16 protein-coding genes are annotated in these 19527 nt (G+C 38.6%); 12 read left to right on the forward strand and 4 right to left on the reverse strand.

The window, feature by feature from the left end; all coding sequences use genetic code 11:
* The first annotated feature begins 10 nt into the window (after positions 1–10).
* The 9 genes from T375_RS01400 (at position 11) to holA (ending at position 11280) form a co-directional block, all read left to right on the forward strand.
* Positions 11–1447 carry a sensor histidine kinase gene (locus T375_RS01400; RefSeq protein WP_044934035.1) on the forward strand — a complete coding sequence of 479 codons (1437 nt, stop codon included), beginning with the start codon at positions 11–13 and terminating at the stop codon, positions 1445–1447.
* A complete protein-coding gene (locus T375_RS01405) occupies positions 1447–2436 on the forward strand; it encodes a GerMN domain-containing protein (RefSeq protein WP_049960234.1) in 990 nt (329 codons plus the stop codon). Before T375_RS01400 ends, T375_RS01405 begins: the two co-directional genes overlap by 1 nt.
* 19 nt (positions 2437–2455) lie before the next feature.
* Positions 2456–4780: a DNA internalization-related competence protein ComEC/Rec2 gene (locus T375_RS01410; protein ID WP_044934037.1), complete on the forward strand. Its 2325-nt coding sequence runs from the start codon at positions 2456–2458 to the stop codon at positions 4778–4780.
* Positions 4781–5071: 291 nt separating this feature from the next.
* The gene (locus T375_RS01415; protein ID WP_044934038.1) at positions 5072–5863 is read left to right on the forward strand and encodes a hypothetical protein; all 792 of its coding nucleotides are present in this window, start codon (positions 5072–5074) and stop codon (positions 5861–5863) included.
* Between the two features lie 410 nt (positions 5864–6273).
* Positions 6274–6744 (forward strand): NUDIX hydrolase, encoded by a 471-nt coding sequence (locus T375_RS01420; protein ID WP_044934041.1) that lies wholly within the window; start codon positions 6274–6276, stop codon positions 6742–6744.
* Between the two features lie 116 nt (positions 6745–6860).
* Positions 6861–7136, forward strand: a complete 276-nt coding sequence (locus T375_RS01425; RefSeq protein WP_044934043.1) for a hypothetical protein — start codon at positions 6861–6863, stop codon at positions 7134–7136.
* 362 nt (positions 7137–7498) lie between these two features.
* Positions 7499–9268: a threonine--tRNA ligase gene (thrS, locus tag T375_RS01430; protein ID WP_044934045.1), complete on the forward strand. Its 1770-nt coding sequence runs from the start codon at positions 7499–7501 to the stop codon at positions 9266–9268.
* Between the two features lie 51 nt (positions 9269–9319).
* Positions 9320–10231, forward strand: a complete 912-nt coding sequence (locus T375_RS01435) for a radical SAM protein (RefSeq protein ID WP_044934046.1) — start codon at positions 9320–9322, stop codon at positions 10229–10231.
* A gap of 68 nt (positions 10232–10299) precedes the next feature.
* Positions 10300–11280, forward strand: a complete 981-nt coding sequence (gene holA / locus T375_RS01440; RefSeq protein WP_044934048.1) for a DNA polymerase III subunit delta — start codon at positions 10300–10302, stop codon at positions 11278–11280.
* Positions 11281–11318: 38 nt separating this feature from the next.
* On the opposite strand, the gene T375_RS01445 is transcribed toward holA, so the two are convergent.
* A complete protein-coding gene (locus T375_RS01445; protein ID WP_044934050.1) occupies positions 11319–13088 on the reverse strand; it encodes a sensor domain-containing diguanylate cyclase in 1770 nt (589 codons plus the stop codon).
* Positions 13089–13247: 159 nt separating this feature from the next.
* Between T375_RS01445 and T375_RS01450 the strand changes: the two genes are divergently transcribed.
* Positions 13248–14063, forward strand: coding sequence for a PilZ domain-containing protein (locus tag T375_RS01450; RefSeq protein ID WP_044934052.1), 816 nt, complete (start codon positions 13248–13250; stop codon positions 14061–14063).
* A gap of 63 nt (positions 14064–14126) precedes the next feature.
* Here T375_RS01450 and rpsT read toward each other — a convergent pair whose 3' ends face one another.
* The 3 genes from rpsT to lepA all read right to left on the reverse strand — a co-directional run bounded on the left by rpsT (position 14127) and on the right by lepA (position 17558).
* Entirely contained in the window at positions 14127–14390 is a 264-nt protein-coding gene (gene rpsT / locus T375_RS01455; RefSeq protein WP_044934054.1) for a 30S ribosomal protein S20, read from the reverse strand.
* 158 nt (positions 14391–14548) lie between these two features.
* The gene (hemW, locus tag T375_RS01460) at positions 14549–15751 is read right to left on the reverse strand and encodes a radical SAM family heme chaperone HemW (RefSeq protein WP_044934055.1); all 1203 of its coding nucleotides are present in this window, start codon (positions 15749–15751) and stop codon (positions 14549–14551) included.
* Between the two features lies 1 nt (position 15752).
* Positions 15753–17558, reverse strand: a complete 1806-nt coding sequence (gene lepA, locus T375_RS01465) for a translation elongation factor 4 (RefSeq protein WP_044934057.1) — start codon at positions 17556–17558, stop codon at positions 15753–15755.
* A 248-nt stretch (positions 17559–17806) separates the two neighbouring features.
* Between lepA and hrcA the strand changes: the two genes are divergently transcribed.
* Both hrcA and grpE read left to right on the forward strand, forming a co-directional pair.
* Positions 17807–18862 carry a heat-inducible transcriptional repressor HrcA gene (hrcA, locus tag T375_RS01470; protein ID WP_044934060.1) on the forward strand — a complete coding sequence of 352 codons (1056 nt, stop codon included), beginning with the start codon at positions 17807–17809 and terminating at the stop codon, positions 18860–18862.
* A 45-nt stretch (positions 18863–18907) separates the two neighbouring features.
* Entirely contained in the window at positions 18908–19513 is a 606-nt protein-coding gene (gene grpE / locus T375_RS01475; RefSeq protein ID WP_044934935.1) for a nucleotide exchange factor GrpE, read from the forward strand.
* Positions 19514–19527: the final 14 nt, after the last annotated feature.

The raw sequence follows: 19527 nt of genomic DNA on the forward strand, positions 1-19527 counted from the left end.
TGGGTTGTTAATGAAAAAGTTATTTAGTCACGGTTATTTTCGCAGTATAGGTTTTAAAATAGCATTTATTATCATTTGCGTAGGCATCATTCCATTTGTGGTTTGCGTGCCTATTTCTATGCGTGCATATGAATCAGTTTCAATCAGAACTGATGCCACAAATCTTATGGCACAGGCCATTTCCTACAATAATCAAATAGTAACAAGTGGTTATCTTACAGGTGATGAGAATTCACTTCTTGACACCCAGCTTAAGGCTGTAGCGGAGAGTTACAATGGTCGAATTCTTGTGGTGAACTCTACCTTAAAGATAGTGAGAGATTCCTTTTCTGCAGATGTGGGAAAGACTGTTATTTGGGAAAATATCATTTATTCAATGCAGGGACAGTCATTGTATTACTATGATAAGTTGACCAATTATCTTATAGTTACAGTTCCTCTCACCAGCTCAGAGGGGGAGACTGTAGGTGTTTTGGTTATTAACAAATCAATGGATTATATCCTTACAAATGAAGATACTTTCCTTTCTTACATGTTGATAGGTGAGATTATTATCGTTTCATTGACTCTCATTGTGGCGGTATTTTCTCATATTCATTTTACAAAGCCTATAAAGCGAATGTCTAAGTCGTTGGATGCTATTGTTCGTGAATATACAAGTGAGATGCCGGAGGAAGATTCATTCACAGAGCTACAGGATATTTCTTCTAAGTTCAACGAAGTAATTGGTAAACTACATTCCATAGATGAGTCTCGTCAGGAGTTTGTTTCAAACGTATCCCATGAGCTTAAGACACCACTTACATCTATGAAGGTTTTGGCGGATTCTTTAAATGGATCAGAAGATGTACCTATAGAAATGTACAAGGAATTCATGCTTGATATTGGTGATGAAATCGACAGAGAAACCAAGATTATCAATGATCTTCTCAGTCTTGTTAGAATGGATAAGAGTGGTGCGCAGCTTAATGTTACAGCTGTAAATATCAACGAGCTTATTGAGCATATCTTAAAGAGACTTAAGCCTATTGCAGAGAAGTCTGATATTGAGGTTGTATATGAATCCTTCAGACCAGTTGTTGCTGAAGTTGATGAAGTTAAGTTTACACTGGTAGTTACAAATCTTGTTGAAAACGCTATTAAATATAATAACGAAGGTGGATGGGTTCATATTTCTTTGAACTCGGATCATCAATTCTTCTATATCAAGGTAGAAGACAATGGTCTTGGAATCCCTGAGGATTCAGTGGAACATATTTTTGAAAGATTTTATCGTGCAGACAAATCTCATTCTAGAGAAATTGGTGGAACAGGTCTTGGTTTGGCAATTACCAAGAGCGCCATTGCTATGCACAATGGTGAAATTAAGGTCCGTTCAAAGCTTAATGAAGGATCTACATTTGATGTGCGAATTCCTCTCAACTACATTGAAAAGGAGGTGCACTAATGAAAAGACTACTTAGCTTAATTCTTACAATTACATTAGCACTCTCTATGGTTTCATGTGGTTCAAAGAATGAAGAGTCGGACTATCAGATCTATTACTTGAAATCTGACAAAGCTGGAATCGTTCCAACTGCTTATACATTCCAGTCTGATGACACTGCAGAAATGGTGGAAGAGGCTATCAACGAGTTGGCTGAATCGCCAGATGACATAGACTACATCAATACAATCCCATCAGAGGTTGAAGCTAAAAGCTGGGAGATTAATGATGGAAACCTTAGTCTTTATTTAGTTGGCGGTTATGATTCGTTAGATACTTATACAGAGATACTTGTTAGAGCAGCTATCGTAAAAACGTTAGTGCAAATCGATGGTGTAGAATCTGTTTCTATCTACGTAAATGATGCGCCACTTGCTGATTCAAATGGCGATAGCATTGGTGCAATGACTGCAGATACTTTCATCGAGGATTTTGGTCAGGAGACAGACTCGCTTCTTTCTACAAATCTTACATTATATTTTGCCAGTGCAGATGGTATGTCTACAGTGGCAGAAACGAGAGAAGTGTACTACAGTCGTAATGTTACAATTGAGCGACTTGTCATAGAACAATTACTGAAGGGGCCTGATTCCGATGAGCTTCTTTCAGCAATTCCACCAGGAACAAAATTAAACTCAATTTCTGTTTCAGAAAATGGAGTGTGTATAGTAAACTTTGACGCTGCTATTGAGTCTACAGTAACAGGTGTCACTGAAAATGTTACTGTGTACTCAATTGTAAACTCATTGACAGAACTGGATAATATCAAGCAAGTGCAAATCCTTGTTAATGGAGATACCCCTCACATCTCAAATGTTGATGTAGATTTATCTTCATCAATTTCTCGTAATGAGGATATTATCAATGAGCTTGCTGATCAAGAGGAAGAGGACGAAGAACTATATCTAGAAGATGATAGTGATTTCGACTATACAGAAACAGAAGAATAATTCTTAACAAGGAGGACATATGTTACGAGGTCGAAGACTTTGTAAGATTTCCTTGTTGATAATAATAACGATTGCTTTTAGTGTACATGGCCCCTGGGATTTCCTGGGGGTCTATACAAAAGCTAATGCAGCTGATTGTATGCCAGAAGGCATCCAGGTGCAGGCTGTTGGCAGGGTTTATCATAAGGAAATCAAAAACGACAGTGTACTCTATTATGTAAGAAATGCCACCGTGGACTCTGAAATAGGTAGGCTTTCAAATACATCTTTTATTTTCAAATTTAATTCAGATGAAATCCCAAATTATTGCAAACTAAATATTGAAGGTAAGGTTAGTCATTTTATGACTTCTAGAAATGATGGCGCTTTTGATATGAACAATTATTATCAATCAATGGGGCTGTATTTTGAGCTGTCTAATCCTGAAGTTTTAGGATACAGCTGTGGCTTATTATCAGGAAAAGATATTTTATATAAGCTTAGCCAAGCGCTTGACGGTGTTTATCACTGGGCGCTACCAGGTGAAGAAGCTGGCTTTTTATCTAGCATTGCTATTGGTAATAAAGGTGATTTATTAGGAGACCTAAGAGAGCTATTTCAAATGGTAGGAGTGGCTCACGTGCTTGCTGTTTCGGGGCTTCATGTATCAGTGGTGTGCATGTCATTCTATAAACTTCTGAGACGACGAGGAAAAAGCTTTATTTGTGCTGGAATCCTTGCTGGAATAGTGGCTGTTTTTTACGGATTATTTACAGGGGGAAGTATATCTTCAGTGAGAGCGATTTGCATGTTTCTGATATTTCTTTTGGCGGACATTTTAGGAGAGGCATATGATTCTTTGACAGCGCTGGCTGTTGTGGCGGATTTTCTACTCCTGGGAAATCCATTGCTTATCAGAAATGGAAGTTTTATTTTTTCCTTTGGAGCAATTCTTGGTATTTGGTATGTAGCGCTACCTTTAAGTGGGATATATGGAAAGTATTGTAACGAAAGAAAGAAGCTTATGAAATCAGATGACGGCTTTGGAAAAGCGATTAAAAAGCCAATCCATAGAGTTATCGTTGAATATTTCGTATCTAGCTTTATTTTTTCTATTGGTATATACGGGGTCATGCTTCCCATTGTCACTCAAATGTATCATGAAACTCCGGTTTATTCTTCAATGCTTAATTTATTAATCTTGCCGCTTATGCCGGTGCTGCTTGGGCTAGGTTTGCTTGGTGGATTTCTTGGACTAATCTATTTACCACTGGGAAAGCTTATTCTGATGCCATGTCATTTTGTTATTTACATTTTTGAGATGATAGCGTCAATGTTTTCAAAACTACCAAATGCTAATGCAATTGTTGGGCACCGTGGAATTATAAGAATTGTCATTTATTATGGATTAATATTTGCGGCATGGCGTCTTTCTGAATTGTTTAATAGCCATATTGATGCTGAGCTAATTAATCCAAGAACCAGAATATCGTATATACGGAGTAAAATGCTTGTTACAATGGGCCTTTTCATAGTTGTGATTTGCACGTGGTTCATCCCTTCTAAACAATCATTTGAGGTAGATATTTTAGATGTAGGACAAGGGGATGGCATATATATTTCCTCTCAGGATGGTGTGAGATTTTTCATAGATGGAGGAAGCACCAGCTCCGATGCTGTTGGAAAATATACGTTGCTTCCTTTTCTTAAATATAAAGGAGCCAGCCATATTGATTATTGGTTTCTGTCTCATATGGACATGGATCACGTATCCGGTGTATTAGAACTACTTGAGTCTGGGTATAGAATCGATAATATTGTGCTTTCAGCAGAGATACCTAGCGACGATACTTTGAGCCAGTTACTGGAATTATGTAAAGCTAATGGCACCAATGTTCTATACATGAACCAGGGAGATAAGTGTGGCAGTAGACATCTCTCATTTACTTGCATCTATCCCTTTGATGGATTGGTCAGCGATGACATTAATGCACTGTCATTGGCACTGTTGATGGAGTATGACAAGGATGGTGACGGAACTGTTGATTACTCAGGATTCTTTGGAGGAGATTTAGGTGCTGAGCAAGAGATAGCTATTGCCCAGTCGGGAAATGTGGGACATGTTGACCTACTGAAAGTTAGTCACCATGGCAGCCGATTCAGCTCTGATTCAGATTTTTTGTCCCTTCTGTCACCTGATGTTGCTGTTATCAGTTGCGCCAAGGTAAATCGTTACGGCCACCCAGCTGCCGAAGCCGTCGAACGCATTGAGGCCGCGGCGGGAAGCATTTATTACACCATGGACTCAGGCCGCGTGAGAGCGAGGGCAGGGGGAGTTGATGTGTTTATACAGGAATCGCAGTGATATTAGATAGTTGGCTACTGTAAGATAGCATGGAAATCTGATTGTGCAGTAGTGATTTGAGGGATTACTACTGCAGAATATAAGAATCGGGCAATAGCGCAGTAGGGAGGACGACTGAGCCTACAGCAAGAAATTATGAATGATGAATTGAGCAGTAGATTGTTGAAGTCCCTATACAGCATGTCGGATAGAAATGAGAAAAATGCTGTAGTAATCATTATGAGGACTACTGCGAGAGGAGCAAAATGATGAGTGATGCAGTATTAAGTATACTATTAAGAAAGGTTATATATGAAAATAGATGAATTAAAGAAGGAATTACAAAGAATAAGAGAACAAAAAGATTATGTGAAGAAGCAATTGAAAGAATATGCCGACGTCAGTGGATATTCTCTAGTGGTCAGAAAATCAAATAAATGGTTTCAATATTACTATCGAACAAATGAAGGCAGCGTAGAATACATACCTGCGACAAATAGAATACTGGCAACTAGACTTGCGCAGAAAGATTATTACATCAAACTGTTAAAAGAAATAGAATGCCAAGAAAAGGTAATTTGGAGTTTCGTGAACAAGTATAGTGACAGCTTTATAGGGGAATTACTAAAAGGATTATCGGATGGAAGAAAGCAGTTGATAGAGCCAATAGTAATGCCAGATGAAGAGTTTATCATGTTATGGCATGAAAAATATATAGGAAACGAAAATTCTATAGAAATAAGCATGCCATATGCTACTAATAGAGGAGAACGTGTTAGGTCAAAGTCAGAAAAAATATTGGCGGATCTGTTTAATAGTTATGGTTTGGTTTATTGTTATGAACCTCATATAGTTCTTTATAATGGACAGAAATGTTATCCTGATTTTGCTATTTTAAACATTAGAGAAAGAAAGACATATTATTGGGAACACTTTGGACTAGCATCAGACGATAATTATTCTGAGAAGAATCTTGAAAAGCTTGCTAAATATGAAAAATCTGGGATTATATTGGGGGAGAATCTCATAATATCGACAGAGTCAAGTGGCGTTAGTCTGGACATTTATTTGATTGAGAAAAAAATAAAAGATTATCTTTTGTAATAATACTGCATGATAGAAATAATGTTTTCAGTGCAGTAGTGATGTGCCAATGCAATACTGCATGTTTGACAGGAAAAATGATTAAGCAGTACTTTGTATCGGAGAAGCTACTGCAAAATTTGATGATTAGCAGTTTGAGCAGTAGTAATTATGAACAAGTCTACTGCATAGATAAAGCTATCAGCATTAGAGCAGTAGTCAATATAAATGAGACTACTGCATGATTAAAACTATTAGCATCTGAGCAGTAATCATCATATATACGATTACTGCATAGTTAAAAACAATATCATAAGTGCAGTAGAGACTACCGTGGAAACGAAATGAATTAGGATTGATGTGAAACTAGTAGAAGAAAAAATCAAAAGATATATAATGTAAAGTGACTTTGATATTAGAATAGGAATAATATGACACTTACAACTTTATGCTATTTAATAAAATATAATAAATATTTGATGCTTCATCGCACCAAGAAGGAGCATGACATCAATGCTGGAAAATATATTGGTGTTGGTGGACATGTGGAAGAGGGGGAGTCTCCTACTGATTGCATTAAGCGAGAGGTAATGGAAGAGACTGGATTGACACTAAATTCTGTAAAAATGCGAGGCTACATCACATTCGTTATGGGAGATGAGACTGAGCATGCTATACTTTTCACCAGCGATGATTTCTCTGGGAATTTGGCAGAATCTTGTAGCGAAGGTGAGCTGACTTGGGTTGATATTGATAAAGTGATGGACCTAAATCTTTGGGAGGGGGATAAGGCTTTTCTGAAGATTCTTATGAACCAAGACCAAGAGAGGAAGTGTGAGTTCTTCTCGATTAAATTGGTGTATGACAGTCATGATAATCTTATTCAAACTATATATGAATAATAGTATATTTAATTTATTAATTGATTCCTTGATGCATAACATTAATTTAAATTCCACATGAATCTTATTAGCTATATGATAGCAGTATTAATAATTTTGAAGGACATAAAATAAATATGACAAAACTAGAAGAATTACACAGCAAAATGGTACAGGTACATGACAAAGCTCAGAGTTTATTTGAGATGGATAATGTACCATCAATGCTAAAAAATGAATATAGAAACAAGGTGTCACAGTATGACAACATGTTTGATTCTATAGAAACTATGAAGGGACTTACATCAAAAGAGGATACGCTAGAGAATCTCATAAATCAGCAGGTAGAAATTCTAAACGTAAGAATCAAATGGGAGCTTGACTGGGCAAAAAGAGTTATAGAGCGACTTTAATGAATATAAGATAACCAAACTGTTTTATTGATTTAACAGTATTTTTGTGGTAGGATAAGACACGAAAAGCGATGACAGAAACAGTAGTATTTGTGAAAGCTAAGAGAGAGGACGCCTAGGCTGGAAGCGTCTAGTGGAAGCATTTATGAACACCATTCTCGAGCTGAGCGTAGAAGCCATTTGGTGAAGCGCCTCCGGGTAGTTCCGTTAAAGACAAAATGAGTGAAACACTAAGGTGGAACCGTGTATTAAAATGAATGATGCACCCTTAGGATTGCTAGAAGTAGCTTTCCTATGGGTGTTTTTTATTTTACACCCTTGGTAATGTACAGATTTCATTACATTTTAAAAGGAGAAAAGCAATGGTTAATTTCAAAGAAGATGAGGCATTAAACACTCTCAATCACTCATGTGCTCATATGATGGCACAGGCTGTAAAGCATCTTTATCCAAACGCTAAGTTTTGGGTTGGTCCAGTTGTAGAGGAAGGATTCTACTATGATATGGATCTTGGCGATGTTATGCTTACAGATGAGGATATCGCAAAAATCGAAAAAGAAATGAAGAAGGTCGCTAAGACAGGAGCTAAGATTTATCGTCGTGAGATTTCTAAGGCTGAGGCATTAGAGGAGTTCAAGGACGATCCTTACAAGGTAGACCTTATCAATAATATGGATGAGGATTCAACAGTAATTTCTTGCTACGATCAGGGAGATTTCACTGATCTTTGCCGTGGACCTCACGTTGACAATGTAAAGCTTTGCCGTTACTTCAAGCTTATCAAGCACTCTGGTGCATATTGGAAGGGCGATGCTGAGAATCAGGTACTTAACCGTGTATATGGTGTTTGCTTCCCAACACAGGAGCAGCTTGATGAGCACCTTGCACTTCTTGAGGAAGCAAAAGAGCGTGATCACAGAAAGATTGGCAAGGATATGCAGCTTTTCATGGCTGACGATTTAATTGGTCGTGGACTTCCAATGTACCTTCCAAATGGTTACACAATCTGGACAGAGCTTGAGAATTACATCCGTAATAAAGAGCGTAAGCTTGGTTACCTTCACGTTATGACACCATGTGTTGGTACAGTTCAGCTTTACCAGACATCTGGTCACTGGGATCACTACAAGGAGAACATGTTCCCAGCTATGGAAGTTGAGGGAGAGAGCTTTGTTCTTCGTCCAATGAACTGCCCACACCACATGAGAATCTTCGCTAACCGTCCACACTCATACAAGGAGCTTCCAATTCGTATCGCTGAAATCGCTCACGATTTCCGTTTCGAGTCTTCAGGAACACTTAAGGGTATTGAGAGAGGACGTCACTTCTGCCAGAACGATTCACATATCTTCTGTACACAGGAGCAGATTAAGGACGAGGTTAAGAGCGTTTGTGATCTTATCTTCAGTACATACGAAGATTTCGGTATCACAGATTACAGATGTGTCCTTTCACTTCGTGATCCAGCTGATACAAAGAAATATCACCAGGATGATGAGATGTGGAACACAGCAGAGCAGGCTCTTCGTGAGACTCTTACAGAAATCGGTATTGAGTTCACAGAGGAAATCGGAGAGGCAGCATTCTACGGACCAAAGCTTGATGTTAACGTTAAGCCAGCTATTGGTAACGAGATTACACTTTCTACATGCCAGCTTGACTTCTGCTTACCAGCTAAGTTTGACCTTACATACACAGATGCAGAGTCTAACAAGCAGACACCTGTAGTTATCCATAGAGCTATCCTTGGTTCACTTGATAGATTTATGGCTTACATTCTTGAGGAGACAAAGGGAAATCTTCCACTTTGGCTTGCACCTACACAGGTTAAGGTGCTTCCTGTAAAGAATGATGATGAAGAGCTTAATGCATACGCACAGAAGCTTGTTGATGCACTCAATGATGCAGATGTTCGTGTTGAGTTTGATACTCGTTCAGAGAAGCTTGGATACAAGATGCGTGAAGCACAGATCCAGAAGGTTCCTTATCTTGCTGTACTTGGTAAGAATGAGGAAGCTGAAGGAACAGTTTCATACAGACTTCACGGCGAGCAGGGTACTACAACAGTTTCATTTGATGAGTTTGTAGAGCTTATTGTTAATGAAATCAAGACAAAGGGTCGCAATAAATAATTAAAAGATATAGTGCCTGGTATTTATTATGCCAGGCACTTTTTGTTTATTATGGAAATTATGAATGAATGTAGGCTTTGTCCTAGAGATTGCAAAGTTAATAGAGTAAATTCAAGAGGGATATGTCAGGTATCTGATAAGCTTAAGATAGCCAGAATCGCCTTGCATTATTGGGAGGAACCATGTATTTCAGGGGAAAGCGGCAGCGGAGCTGTGTTTTTTTCAGGATGTAATCTTCACTGCGTGTTTTGTCAGAATGAAGAGATAAGCCATGGAAAGGTTGGCAAGGAAATATCTGTAGAAGAGTTGGCACGCCAGTTTGTTAAGCTCCAAAAACAAGGTGCAAACAATATAAATCTTGTAACAGGTACCCACTATATCCCACAGATTGTTCAAGCGGTGAAGCTGGCTAAAGCTGGATTGGAAGATGGTAGTCGTCTTGAGATACCTGTAATTTACAATACCAGTGGTTATGAGAAGGTGGAATCATTAAAGCTTCTAAAAGGAATAGTGGATGTATATCTGCCAGATTTTAAATATATGGATGAAGCGTTGGCTGGAAAATATTCGCATGCATCAGATTATCCTGAGGTAGTAAAAGCGGCTATTGATGAGATGGTTTGCCAGTGTCCGACTGTGGAGTTTGATGAGCAGGGGTTTGTTAAATCCGGCGTCATAGTTAGACAGCTTTTATTACCTGGCCATGTAAATGACGCCAAAGCAATTATTAAATATTTGTTTGATAACTATCAGGATAGTATTTTTATCAGCATGATGAGCCAGTATACACCGATGCCTCATATAGCTTCAAAATACCCTGAATTAAACAGAAGAGTTACTAAACGTGAATACGATACCCTTGTTAATTACGCTTTGGATTTGGGCATAGAAAACGCCTTTATACAGGATAGAAAAGTTGCGAAGGAGAGCTTTATTCCAGAGTTTTCTAACGAATGGGATTAGTTTATAGAATATTATTTCTTTTTAATATTCACTAGTAGTTAATCTGGATTTAGGCTATACTTTTACCTATGAGACGTATAGATGAAGATATTAGTTCAGGACAATTTCAAAATATATATTTGCTTTATGGCGAGGAAGACTATTTAAAGCTTCAGTACAAGAACAAGCTCTTGAAGGCACTTGTAAATGAGGGTGATAATATGAACTTCACCAAATACGAGGACAATGGCATCAACGTAGGCCAGGTAATTGACCAGGCTGAGACAATGCCATTTTTTGCTGAGCACAGAGTTATACTCATTGAGAATAGCGGGTTTGGCAAAAAGATGCCTGAAGATTTAGGAAACTATTTATCAAACATCCCTGATTTTACCATCTTTATATTTGTAGAGCCTTCTGCAGATAAAAGAGGAAAGCTATATAAGGCAGCAAAAGCTGCAGGTCGAGACATAGAGATGAATATGCCTAATGAAAGTGTTTTGGCTAAATGGGTTGGTGGTCAGCTAAACGCTGCTGGCAAGCAGATGAAAAGAGATGCCTGGTCTCAGTTTTTGAACATGACTCACGACTCAATGGATAATATGGCTACAGAGCTTGATAAGCTTGTTTCTTATGTAGGGGACAGGAATCAGATAACTTTGGAGGACGTCAATGCTATTTGTATTGCCCGAGTAGAGACAAAGATTTTCGATATGCTAAATGCTATTTCTGCCAAGGATTTGAAAAAGACATTGGATTTGTATCAGGATATGCTTTCTGCGAAGGAGCCTCCTATGCGAATTCTGACTATGATAGTTCGCCAGTTCAGACAGATGAAGGTTATCAAGGAGTTGTCGGCATATGGCAACAATGCAGGAACGATAGCAAGCAAAGTTGGAATGCCAGATTTTGCTGTGAAGCGTACAATGCAGTTGGCTAACAATTTTTCTGCAAAGGAAATTACTAATCTATTAAATGATGCAGCTGATTTTGAGGAGCAGTTTAAGACTGGTCGCTTGGATGAAAAGCTGGCTGTAGAACTTATTATTATGAAATATGCAGGTAAATAAAAATGGCCCTGTCCCTATGTGTGGGACAGGGCTTTATTTTATTTTACGCATGTCTTGTTTTTTCCTGTTTCCTTGGCTTCGTATAAGGCAGCATCAGCTCGTTTAAATACTGATTCAGCAGTGTCGCCCATAACGAAAGCAGTGAGGCCAAGACTTATAGTAGGAGAGTCTATTCCATCAAATTTGATGCTGGAGACTCGTTTTCTGGCTTCTTCAATATTGGATAGAACATCATCTAGCTTTAATGTAGGGGCGATAAACATGAATTCTTCGCCGCCCCAGCGTCCGATAATTCCACTAGGAAGTTTTTCGACTTCATTATCCAGCTGCTTAGCCAGTTCTACCAGTACCTTATCACCCATTACATGGCCGTAGGTGTCGTTTATTTCTTTGAAATTATCAATATCCGCAATACCGATAATCATATCAAAGCCGTTTTTATTCGCTCTATCAATAGCGTTTGAAACAAGCTTGTTGAGCATTCTGCGATTATATAATCCTGTTAGTTCGTCAGTATCTGCAATCTCTTGTAGCTTTTCGTTGGCCTCCTGAAGCTCAGCAGCTGTGACGTTAATAAAGTTGGCCAAACGACGTACCATAGAAACCTGACTGTGCATTTTTTGCTCTTCTGGTATAGGCAGAGCTTTGTCACCATTAAATGATGGCTGAGCAATGGCCTTTTCACCTTCACGCATTCCGATTGCTATTAATGTGACGTGATGCTCGATGATGTGGTTCCCCATGCGCATAATCTCACCACTAGAGTAGAATCCAGAGGTTGGAGAGATGGCTGCAAATGGAGCTGTTTCCTTGTTTATAAGGTATTTCCAATAGAGGCGTCGTACACCACAGCTGTACAAGAATATTGCCTGTGGTGCGAAGGCCTTTACTTTTTTTATAAGAGCAATTACGTCTTCCTTGATTACATCAGGGTCTCCGTAGGAAAGATTGATTGGAGTTCCAGGGTCGATATCAGCTGCAAGAATAATAGAGTTATCTTCGTGATTACATGAAAATGGTAATCGTAATACTTCATTGCCATGCTGATGAGACATTATTGGGAATTCTAGTATGTTTGAAAAGAAGTTTTCATCAGCCTGGATATCCAAATACTTGCTATATACTTTGCCGGCAGGGGTATTATTGATTTCAAATAGCTGCTTGCCCTTTATTTTGGTAACTTTTAATTCCTTACCTAATGCTTTCCAACCTATTGCATGGTGCACATCGATATGAAAATCTGGACCGGAATAGGTTATCACAAGGACACCATTAGGAGAGATGTCATTCTCATCTATTACACAGGTATTTTCATCAGATATTGTGACGGCGGCACTTCCTCCGCCGAATACGAAAATATCCTTATGACACTTTTCTACATTATTTAAAATAATATGACTGTTAATTGATTTGAGTGTTATGAGCAATTCTGCTGCTACGATATTTTCCGTTGAATCTATAAAATCTGATATGCTTTTCCCTACAATGTCTTCATTTCCTGGAATGCAATTGAATAATTTGACCTGAGTTGATGTGCTTTCAAAAACTGAAACAGAAATAACCATTCCTTCATCAACTAGATGGCCATCGCAAATGCCTCCATTTGTACTTGTTCCACCAATAGACGCAGTTGGAAAAGCATCAAGAATCTCAGATTTAACAATGTCTATTTCTGATTTGTCGATACCGTTTGTATATATATGGAATAGAATAGATGAATATGAATCATTGTCGATGTCTTTGTGTAAAGAATCGAGTGCATTTTCTAGATGAGATATATTCTCTAGTTCAAAATTGTATTGTTTCAAATTATTGCCCTCATTGGATTTACATACTCCCTCTTTAAATATACATAATACTGTACGATAAATCATGCAAATTTTGTGAAGTATTTGTTACGAAAGAAACCATATATTGCCGGTAATTCTATAGTAGTCAGGAACTTTTTTCTTTGCTAAAATTAAAGTATGAATAAAGAAAAAACAATTACGAAATTACATATTTCAGAGGTGACAGAAAAGGCGCGCATCTCAGTGCAAGCAACTCTTGAGAATAAAAAACTGGAGTTGCCTACGGAGTATGCCGTGTTGAACGAAAAGGAGCAAGAAGAGTTTACTACTAAGTTTGGTAATAAAGGTATCCCGATAGAGAACATTATTCAGATGTGGCAAAACTCAGTTAGAGAAGTTGATTTTACAGGAAGCGTTTCAAAACTTGATTTGATAGTAGTGAATGATCAAGGTGTTTTTATTTGGGAAAATATTAAAATATATAAATTTACATTTTCATCAGGTCGTGCAATCCACGTTGTATTACCATTATTAGAAGAGGGAAATAAATATAATCGACGTCGTGGAGTGCGCATCAATATTGATAAGGTAATGGACGTTGAGCAGGACGATATAATGTATTCGGTTATCGTTCGAGATTTATCATATTGCGGTGTGGGCTTTGTGGAGCCTTTAGGTTCTCAAATTGACCCGAATCGAGAGTTCATACTGCATCTTCTTGAGGATACAGATGATGGAGAGAGAGAAGTAGGAAAGTTTTTTGGAAGGATTATCAATCAAAAGGAAGATGAGAATGGTGGCGTTTTTAGTGGATGCACTATTTCATCAGACCATGCAGCTTTTCTACAAAGATATATTGCAACAAAGCAAATAGAGGCTATTAGAGGAAAGAGCAATCAGTCAGGTATAAAACGTATTAAAACAGGAGAGTTCTGGAAAGAAGATATAGCAGAAGAGATTAATAAATCTGAAGAAGATAACATTGAGGAATAAAAAAATAACACAAAAAAAGCATCGGCTGACGGGACCGATGCTTTTTATTATTTCGTATTTAAATTAAGCAAGTGTGTTTACAAGCTTTGAAAGACGAGATACCTTACGGCTAACTGTGTTGTCGTGGTAAACGCCCTTAGAACCAGCCATCTCGATAACCTTGATAGCAGCCTTAAGCTCAGCCTCTGCAACAGCCTTATCTCCAGACTCTACAGCAGCCTCAACACGCTTAACGTATGTCTTAACCTCTGATCTGATTGCCTTATTACGCTCTGTTCTGATAGCTGTTACCTGAACACGCTTCTTAGCAGACTTAATATTTGCCATGTGTTGCTACACCTCCAATTTGTATAATTATAAAATGTTCAAATTAAATACGTTGTAGCCGGACACGGACAGTTCAACGCATACTCAAATATAATAGTTAATGAATCCCAAGTTGTCAATAGTTTGAGAATATTTTTATTGAAATAATGTAAATAATTCTACTTATCTAATAAAAACTGGGCAAGAACCTGATTACTTACATCTATTCCTATATCGGTAAGGAACAAACGACCTTCTTTTGCGTCCATAAATCCCTGGTTCCTAAGGGCAGTAATGATTGGACCATATATTGCTTCGATATCAATTCCGAACATATTAAAGAAGTCAGAACGATTGACACCATCGATTTTTCTAAGACCAAGGAACATGAATTCTTCCATGGCCTCTTTTTTGGAAAGGGTTTCTTCATTGTCATAGAAAGGAGAGGAAAGCTCAGTAGATATTTCCTTGCCTTCAGCGATTTGCTCGGCAATTTCGCAGTATTTGTATATGTCACGAATGTTGTCTGCACGTCTGTTTTGATACAGGGTAGCAGCGCCAAGGCCAAGTCCTAAATAAGGAACACGGTCCCAATAGCCAATATTGTGGCGACAAACTTTTCCACCGCGGGCATAATTGGAGATTTCGTAACGTTTATAACCTTTCTTTTCAAGATAGTCCATTGTGTATTTATACAAATGATAAGACTCTTCGTCGGTAGGTAAATCCTCGGTTTCCATGCCTGCATGCTGCTTAACAGCATCAAACTTATATTTATCGTAGAATGGAGTGCCTTCCTCGATAATCAAAGAGTAAGCAGAGATATGTTCTGGTCGAAGCATAGTGACTGCGTTTAGGGTGCGTTCGAGTTTTTCCACTGTCTGGTGTGGCAATCCTGTCATGATATCCACATTTACATTATCAAAACCTGCCTTTCGAACTAAATCAAATGTGTGAAGGAAACGATTGTAGTCGTGGATTCGTCCAAGCTCCTTTAATTCATCGTCATTTGCTGACTGTAAGCCGATGGATAGTCTGTTGATTCCGACGCTACGGTATACATTGAGCTTTTCAGCGGATAATGTTCCCGGGTTACACTCAACAGATATCTCGGCCAATGGATTGACTCTAAAGGACGATTTGATGGTGGTAATAATTGAATCCATCAAATCCTCAGAAAGCCAAGATGGGGTGCCACCGCCAACATAAATAGTAGCTACTTCAACACCGTGGACCTGGCTTGCCATATATTTTATTTCAGTGCACAAAGCAGCGACATAACGCCGCTGCATTTTTTCATCAAACACTCCTGAAAGGAAGTCGCAATATAAACATTTTTTTACACAGAATGGTATATGAATATATAGTTCGATAGGAGTCATTTTAATCCTCGTCCAATTTAAGAACACTCATGAAGGCTTCCTGCGGAATTTCTACATTGCCAACCTGACGCATTCGTTTTTTACCTTCCTTTTGCTTTTCAAGAAGCTTTTTCTTACGTGAAATATCACCACCGTAGCATTTTGCTAAAACGTCCTTACGCATAGCCTTAACAGTTTCCCTGGCAATAACCTTTGAACCAACTGCAGCCTGGATAGGAATTTCGAAAAGGTGACGTGGAATCTCTTCTTTAAGCTTTTCGCACATTTTACGTCCACGCTCGTAAGCAGTACCAGAGAAGACGATGAATGAAAGTGCATCAACTTCTTCTTTATTAATAAGGATATCAAGCTTAACCAAGTCAGACTTCATGTATCCCTTCATTTCATAGTCAAATGAAGCGTATCCTCTAGAACGACTCTTTAGAGCATCAAAGAAATCATAGATAATTTCATTGAGTGGAAGAGTGTACTTGATAAGTGCTCTGGTTTCTTCCATGTATTCCATTGAAATATACTGGCCACGACGCTCCTGACAAAGGTCCATAATTGCACCAATGTATTCGCTGGTAACCATGATTTCAGCCTCAACGATTGGCTCTTCCATGTATTCAATCTCACTAGGATCAGGGAGATTACTTGGGTTTGTAAGCTCTATCATTGTGCCATCTGTTTTGTAAACTCTGTAAACTACGCCTGGAGCAGTAGTAACAAGGTCTAGATTATATTCTCGCTCGAGACGCTCCTGGATGATTTCCAAATGAAGAAGTCCAAGAAAACCACAACGGAATCCAAAACCAAGTGCAACTGATGTCTCTGGCTCGAACTGCAAAGCTGCATCATTAAGCTGAAGCTTTTCAAGTGCATCACGAAGATCTGGATACTTAGCGCCATCTGCAGGATAAAGACCACAGTAAACCATAGGATTAACTTTTTTGTATCCTGGAAGTGGCTCGGAAGCAGGAGCATCAGCGTGAGTGATTGTATCACCAACACGAGTGTCGCGAACGTTTTTGATGGATGCAGTCATATAACCTACCATTCCAGCTGGGAGTTCATCGCAAGGAATGAACTGACCGGCACCGAAGTAGCCTACTTCTACAACATCAAATTCTGCACCAGTAGCCATCATTTTGACGCTGTCGCCAACCTTTAATGTGCCTTCTTTTACTCGACAAAATACGATAACGCCCTTGTAAGGGTCATAGAGTGAATCGAAAATCAGTGCCTGAAGAGGTGCGTTAACATCCCCTGATGGTGGTGGCAATTGATTAACTATTGCTTCTAGAACGTCATGTATATTAAGACCAGTCTTGGCAGAAATCTGTGGAGCATCCTGTGCCTCAAGACCAATGACATCTTCAATTTCTTCGATTACTCGTTCAGGATCTGCAGATGGCAAATCGATTTTGTTGATGACAGGAATAACATCAAGGTCATGATCTAATGCAAGATAAACATTTGCAAGAGTCTGAGCCTCGATACCCTGTGCAGCATCAACAACGAGAATGGCACCATCGCAAGCTGCAAGTGAACGAGAAACTTCGTAATTAAAATCCACGTGACCTGGGGTATCGATAAGATTGAAGATGTATTCATTTCCATCGTCAGCCTTATATATAATACGAACAGCCTGAGACTTAATAGTGATACCACGTTCGCGCTCAAGGTCCATATTATCAAGGACCTGGGCTTGCATTTCACGCTCAGTAAGAGTGCCAGTCATCTGTATGATACGATCGGCAAGGGTTGATTTGCCGTGATCGATATGTGCAACAATGCAAAAATTTCTGATTTTACTTTGATCCATAAAACACCTCTATATTAATGTAATTATTTTTGCAAAAAACGATGATATTTACAAAAATGATTGCCCTCATATATTACCAAAGCTTAGGAAAAATAACAATTATATAACATTAATAAAGAAAGTATAAAAAATATCTTAAGGCGGTTGACAAAAGGGGACCCTAGGTGTAAATTAACATCAGAAAATGATTAGCACTCCAATCAGATGAGTGCTAACAACATAAAACTGAGTGGGAGTGAGGTGAATGTATGGCTGATATCGAACTAGATGAGAGAAAAGTTAAAATCTTAAATGCAATCATTAAGAATTACCTTGAAACTGGTGAGCCAGTTGGTTCAAGAACAATATCAAAATACACTGATTTGAATCTTAGTTCAGCTACCATCCGAAACGAGATGTCAGATCTTGAGGATTTAGGCTATATAGTTCAGCCACATACATCGGCAGGTCGTATTCCTTCAGATAAAGGTTACAGATTCTATGTTAACAATCTAATAGCTGAGAAGGACAAAGAAGTTGCTGACATGCAGGAATGGATGATTGAGAAGACAGAAAAGATGGAAAGCCTTCTCAAGAATGTAGCAAAAACACTTGCAAACAATACCCAGTATGCCACATTAGTTTCAGCTCCTTCAGTTGTTTCAAATAGATTAAAGTTTGTTCAGCTTTCAGCTGTTGATGAACACCAGGTACTTTCAGTAGTTGTCATGGATGGCAACATCGTTAAGAACAAAATCATCAATGTGGATAAGCCACTTGATAATGAAACAATGTTAAAGCTTAACATGCTTCTTAACACAAATCTTAACGGCCTGACAGTTGACCAGATTAATCTGGCAGTTATATCCAGATTAAAGGAGCAGGCAGGTATCCATGATGAGATTGTAGAGCAGGTACTCGATACCGTAGCAGAGACAATCACTGAAGGCGATGATTTGCAGGTTTATACTTCAGGTGCTACCAATATCTTCAAGTATCCAGAGCTTGCAGATTCAAAGAAGGCTTCTGAATTATTAGATACATTCGAAGAAAAACAATCACTTATAGAGCTTCTTAATGATAGCTCAAGTGAAAATGAGAGCACAGGAATTCAGGTATATATCGGAGACGAATCTCCAATATCAACTATGAAGGATTGTTCGATTGTTACAGCAACATACGAGCTTGGCGATGGAGTCAAAGGTACAATTGGTATCGTTGGTCCAAAGCGTATGGACTACGAAAATGTTGTTGACAATATAAAAAGTCTTAAAGGTCAGCTAGATAAATTACTGAAACAGGAAGCTGACAGAAATAAAGGATAAAAGAAATTAAGGAGATGTAAATTCGTGGCAGAGAATAAAGAAAAAATGGAAGAGTTCTCTACTGAAGAAGCAGTTAAAGAAGCTATGGAAAATGCGGAAGCGATGGCTGAAGAAGCCGAAGCTGAAGTGACAGAAGCTTCTGAGGAAAACACTTCAGAAGAATCTTCAAAAGAGGAAAAGGATGGCAAGAAGCCATTCAAGAAAAAAGAAAAGAAAAAAGATAAGCGTGATGAGCAGATAGAGCAGCTTACTGATAGAGTTACTCGTCAGATGGCAGAATTCGAAAACTTCCGTCGTCGTACAGAGCAGGAAAAGGCTCAGATGTTTGGAAATGGCGCAAAGGCCATCATTGAAAAGGTTCTTCCTGTAGTTGATAACTTCGAAAGAGGTCTTGCTACAGTTGAGGAGGGAGCAGATCCATTTGCTGATGGAATGCTCATGATATACAAGCAGTTACTTACAACTCTCGAGGAAGCAGGTGTTAAGCCTATCGAGGCTGTAGGAAAGGAATTCAATCCTGATTTCCACAATGCAGTAATGCATGTTGAGGATGAGGAAGTTGGCGAGAACATCGTCGTAGAAGAATTCCAAAAGGGCTACATGTACAACGATTCAGTAGTTCGTCATTCAATGGTTAAGGTTGCAAATTAAGTAATTTAGGAGGA

Origin of the sequence: Pseudobutyrivibrio sp. LB2011 (assembly GCF_000701765.1) — a bacterium.
Classification (GTDB): Bacteria; Bacillota; Clostridia; order Lachnospirales; family Lachnospiraceae; genus Pseudobutyrivibrio; species Pseudobutyrivibrio ruminis.

Bases quoted from the DNA above. Each gene is read 5' to 3' on its own strand.
- rpsT (WP_044934054.1), bottom strand. From the start codon at position 14,390: ATGGCAAATATTAAGTCTGCTAAGAAGCGTGTTCAGGTAACAGCTATC.
- hemW (WP_044934055.1), bottom strand. From the start codon at position 15,751: ATGACTCCTATCGAACTATATATTCATATACCATTCTGTGTAAAAAAA.
- T375_RS01405 (WP_049960234.1), top strand. From the start codon at position 1,447: ATGAAAAGACTACTTAGCTTAATTCTTACAATTACATTAGCACTCTCT.
- T375_RS01415 (WP_044934038.1), top strand. From the start codon at position 5,072: ATGAAAATAGATGAATTAAAGAAGGAATTACAAAGAATAAGAGAACAA.
- grpE (WP_044934935.1), top strand. From the start codon at position 18,908: ATGGAAGAGTTCTCTACTGAAGAAGCAGTTAAAGAAGCTATGGAAAAT.
- T375_RS01400 (WP_044934035.1), top strand. From the start codon at position 11: ATGAAAAAGTTATTTAGTCACGGTTATTTTCGCAGTATAGGTTTTAAA.
- hrcA (WP_044934060.1), top strand. From the start codon at position 17,807: ATGGCTGATATCGAACTAGATGAGAGAAAAGTTAAAATCTTAAATGCA.
- lepA (WP_044934057.1), bottom strand. From the start codon at position 17,558: ATGGATCAAAGTAAAATCAGAAATTTTTGCATTGTTGCACATATCGAT.
- holA (WP_044934048.1), top strand. From the start codon at position 10,300: ATGAGACGTATAGATGAAGATATTAGTTCAGGACAATTTCAAAATATA.
- T375_RS01450 (WP_044934052.1), top strand. From the start codon at position 13,248: ATGAATAAAGAAAAAACAATTACGAAATTACATATTTCAGAGGTGACA.
- thrS (WP_044934045.1), top strand. From the start codon at position 7,499: ATGGTTAATTTCAAAGAAGATGAGGCATTAAACACTCTCAATCACTCA.
- T375_RS01435 (WP_044934046.1), top strand. From the start codon at position 9,320: ATGGAAATTATGAATGAATGTAGGCTTTGTCCTAGAGATTGCAAAGTT.
- T375_RS01420 (WP_044934041.1), top strand. From the start codon at position 6,274: ATGACACTTACAACTTTATGCTATTTAATAAAATATAATAAATATTTG.
- T375_RS01425 (WP_044934043.1), top strand. From the start codon at position 6,861: ATGACAAAACTAGAAGAATTACACAGCAAAATGGTACAGGTACATGAC.
- T375_RS01410 (WP_044934037.1), top strand. From the start codon at position 2,456: ATGTTACGAGGTCGAAGACTTTGTAAGATTTCCTTGTTGATAATAATA.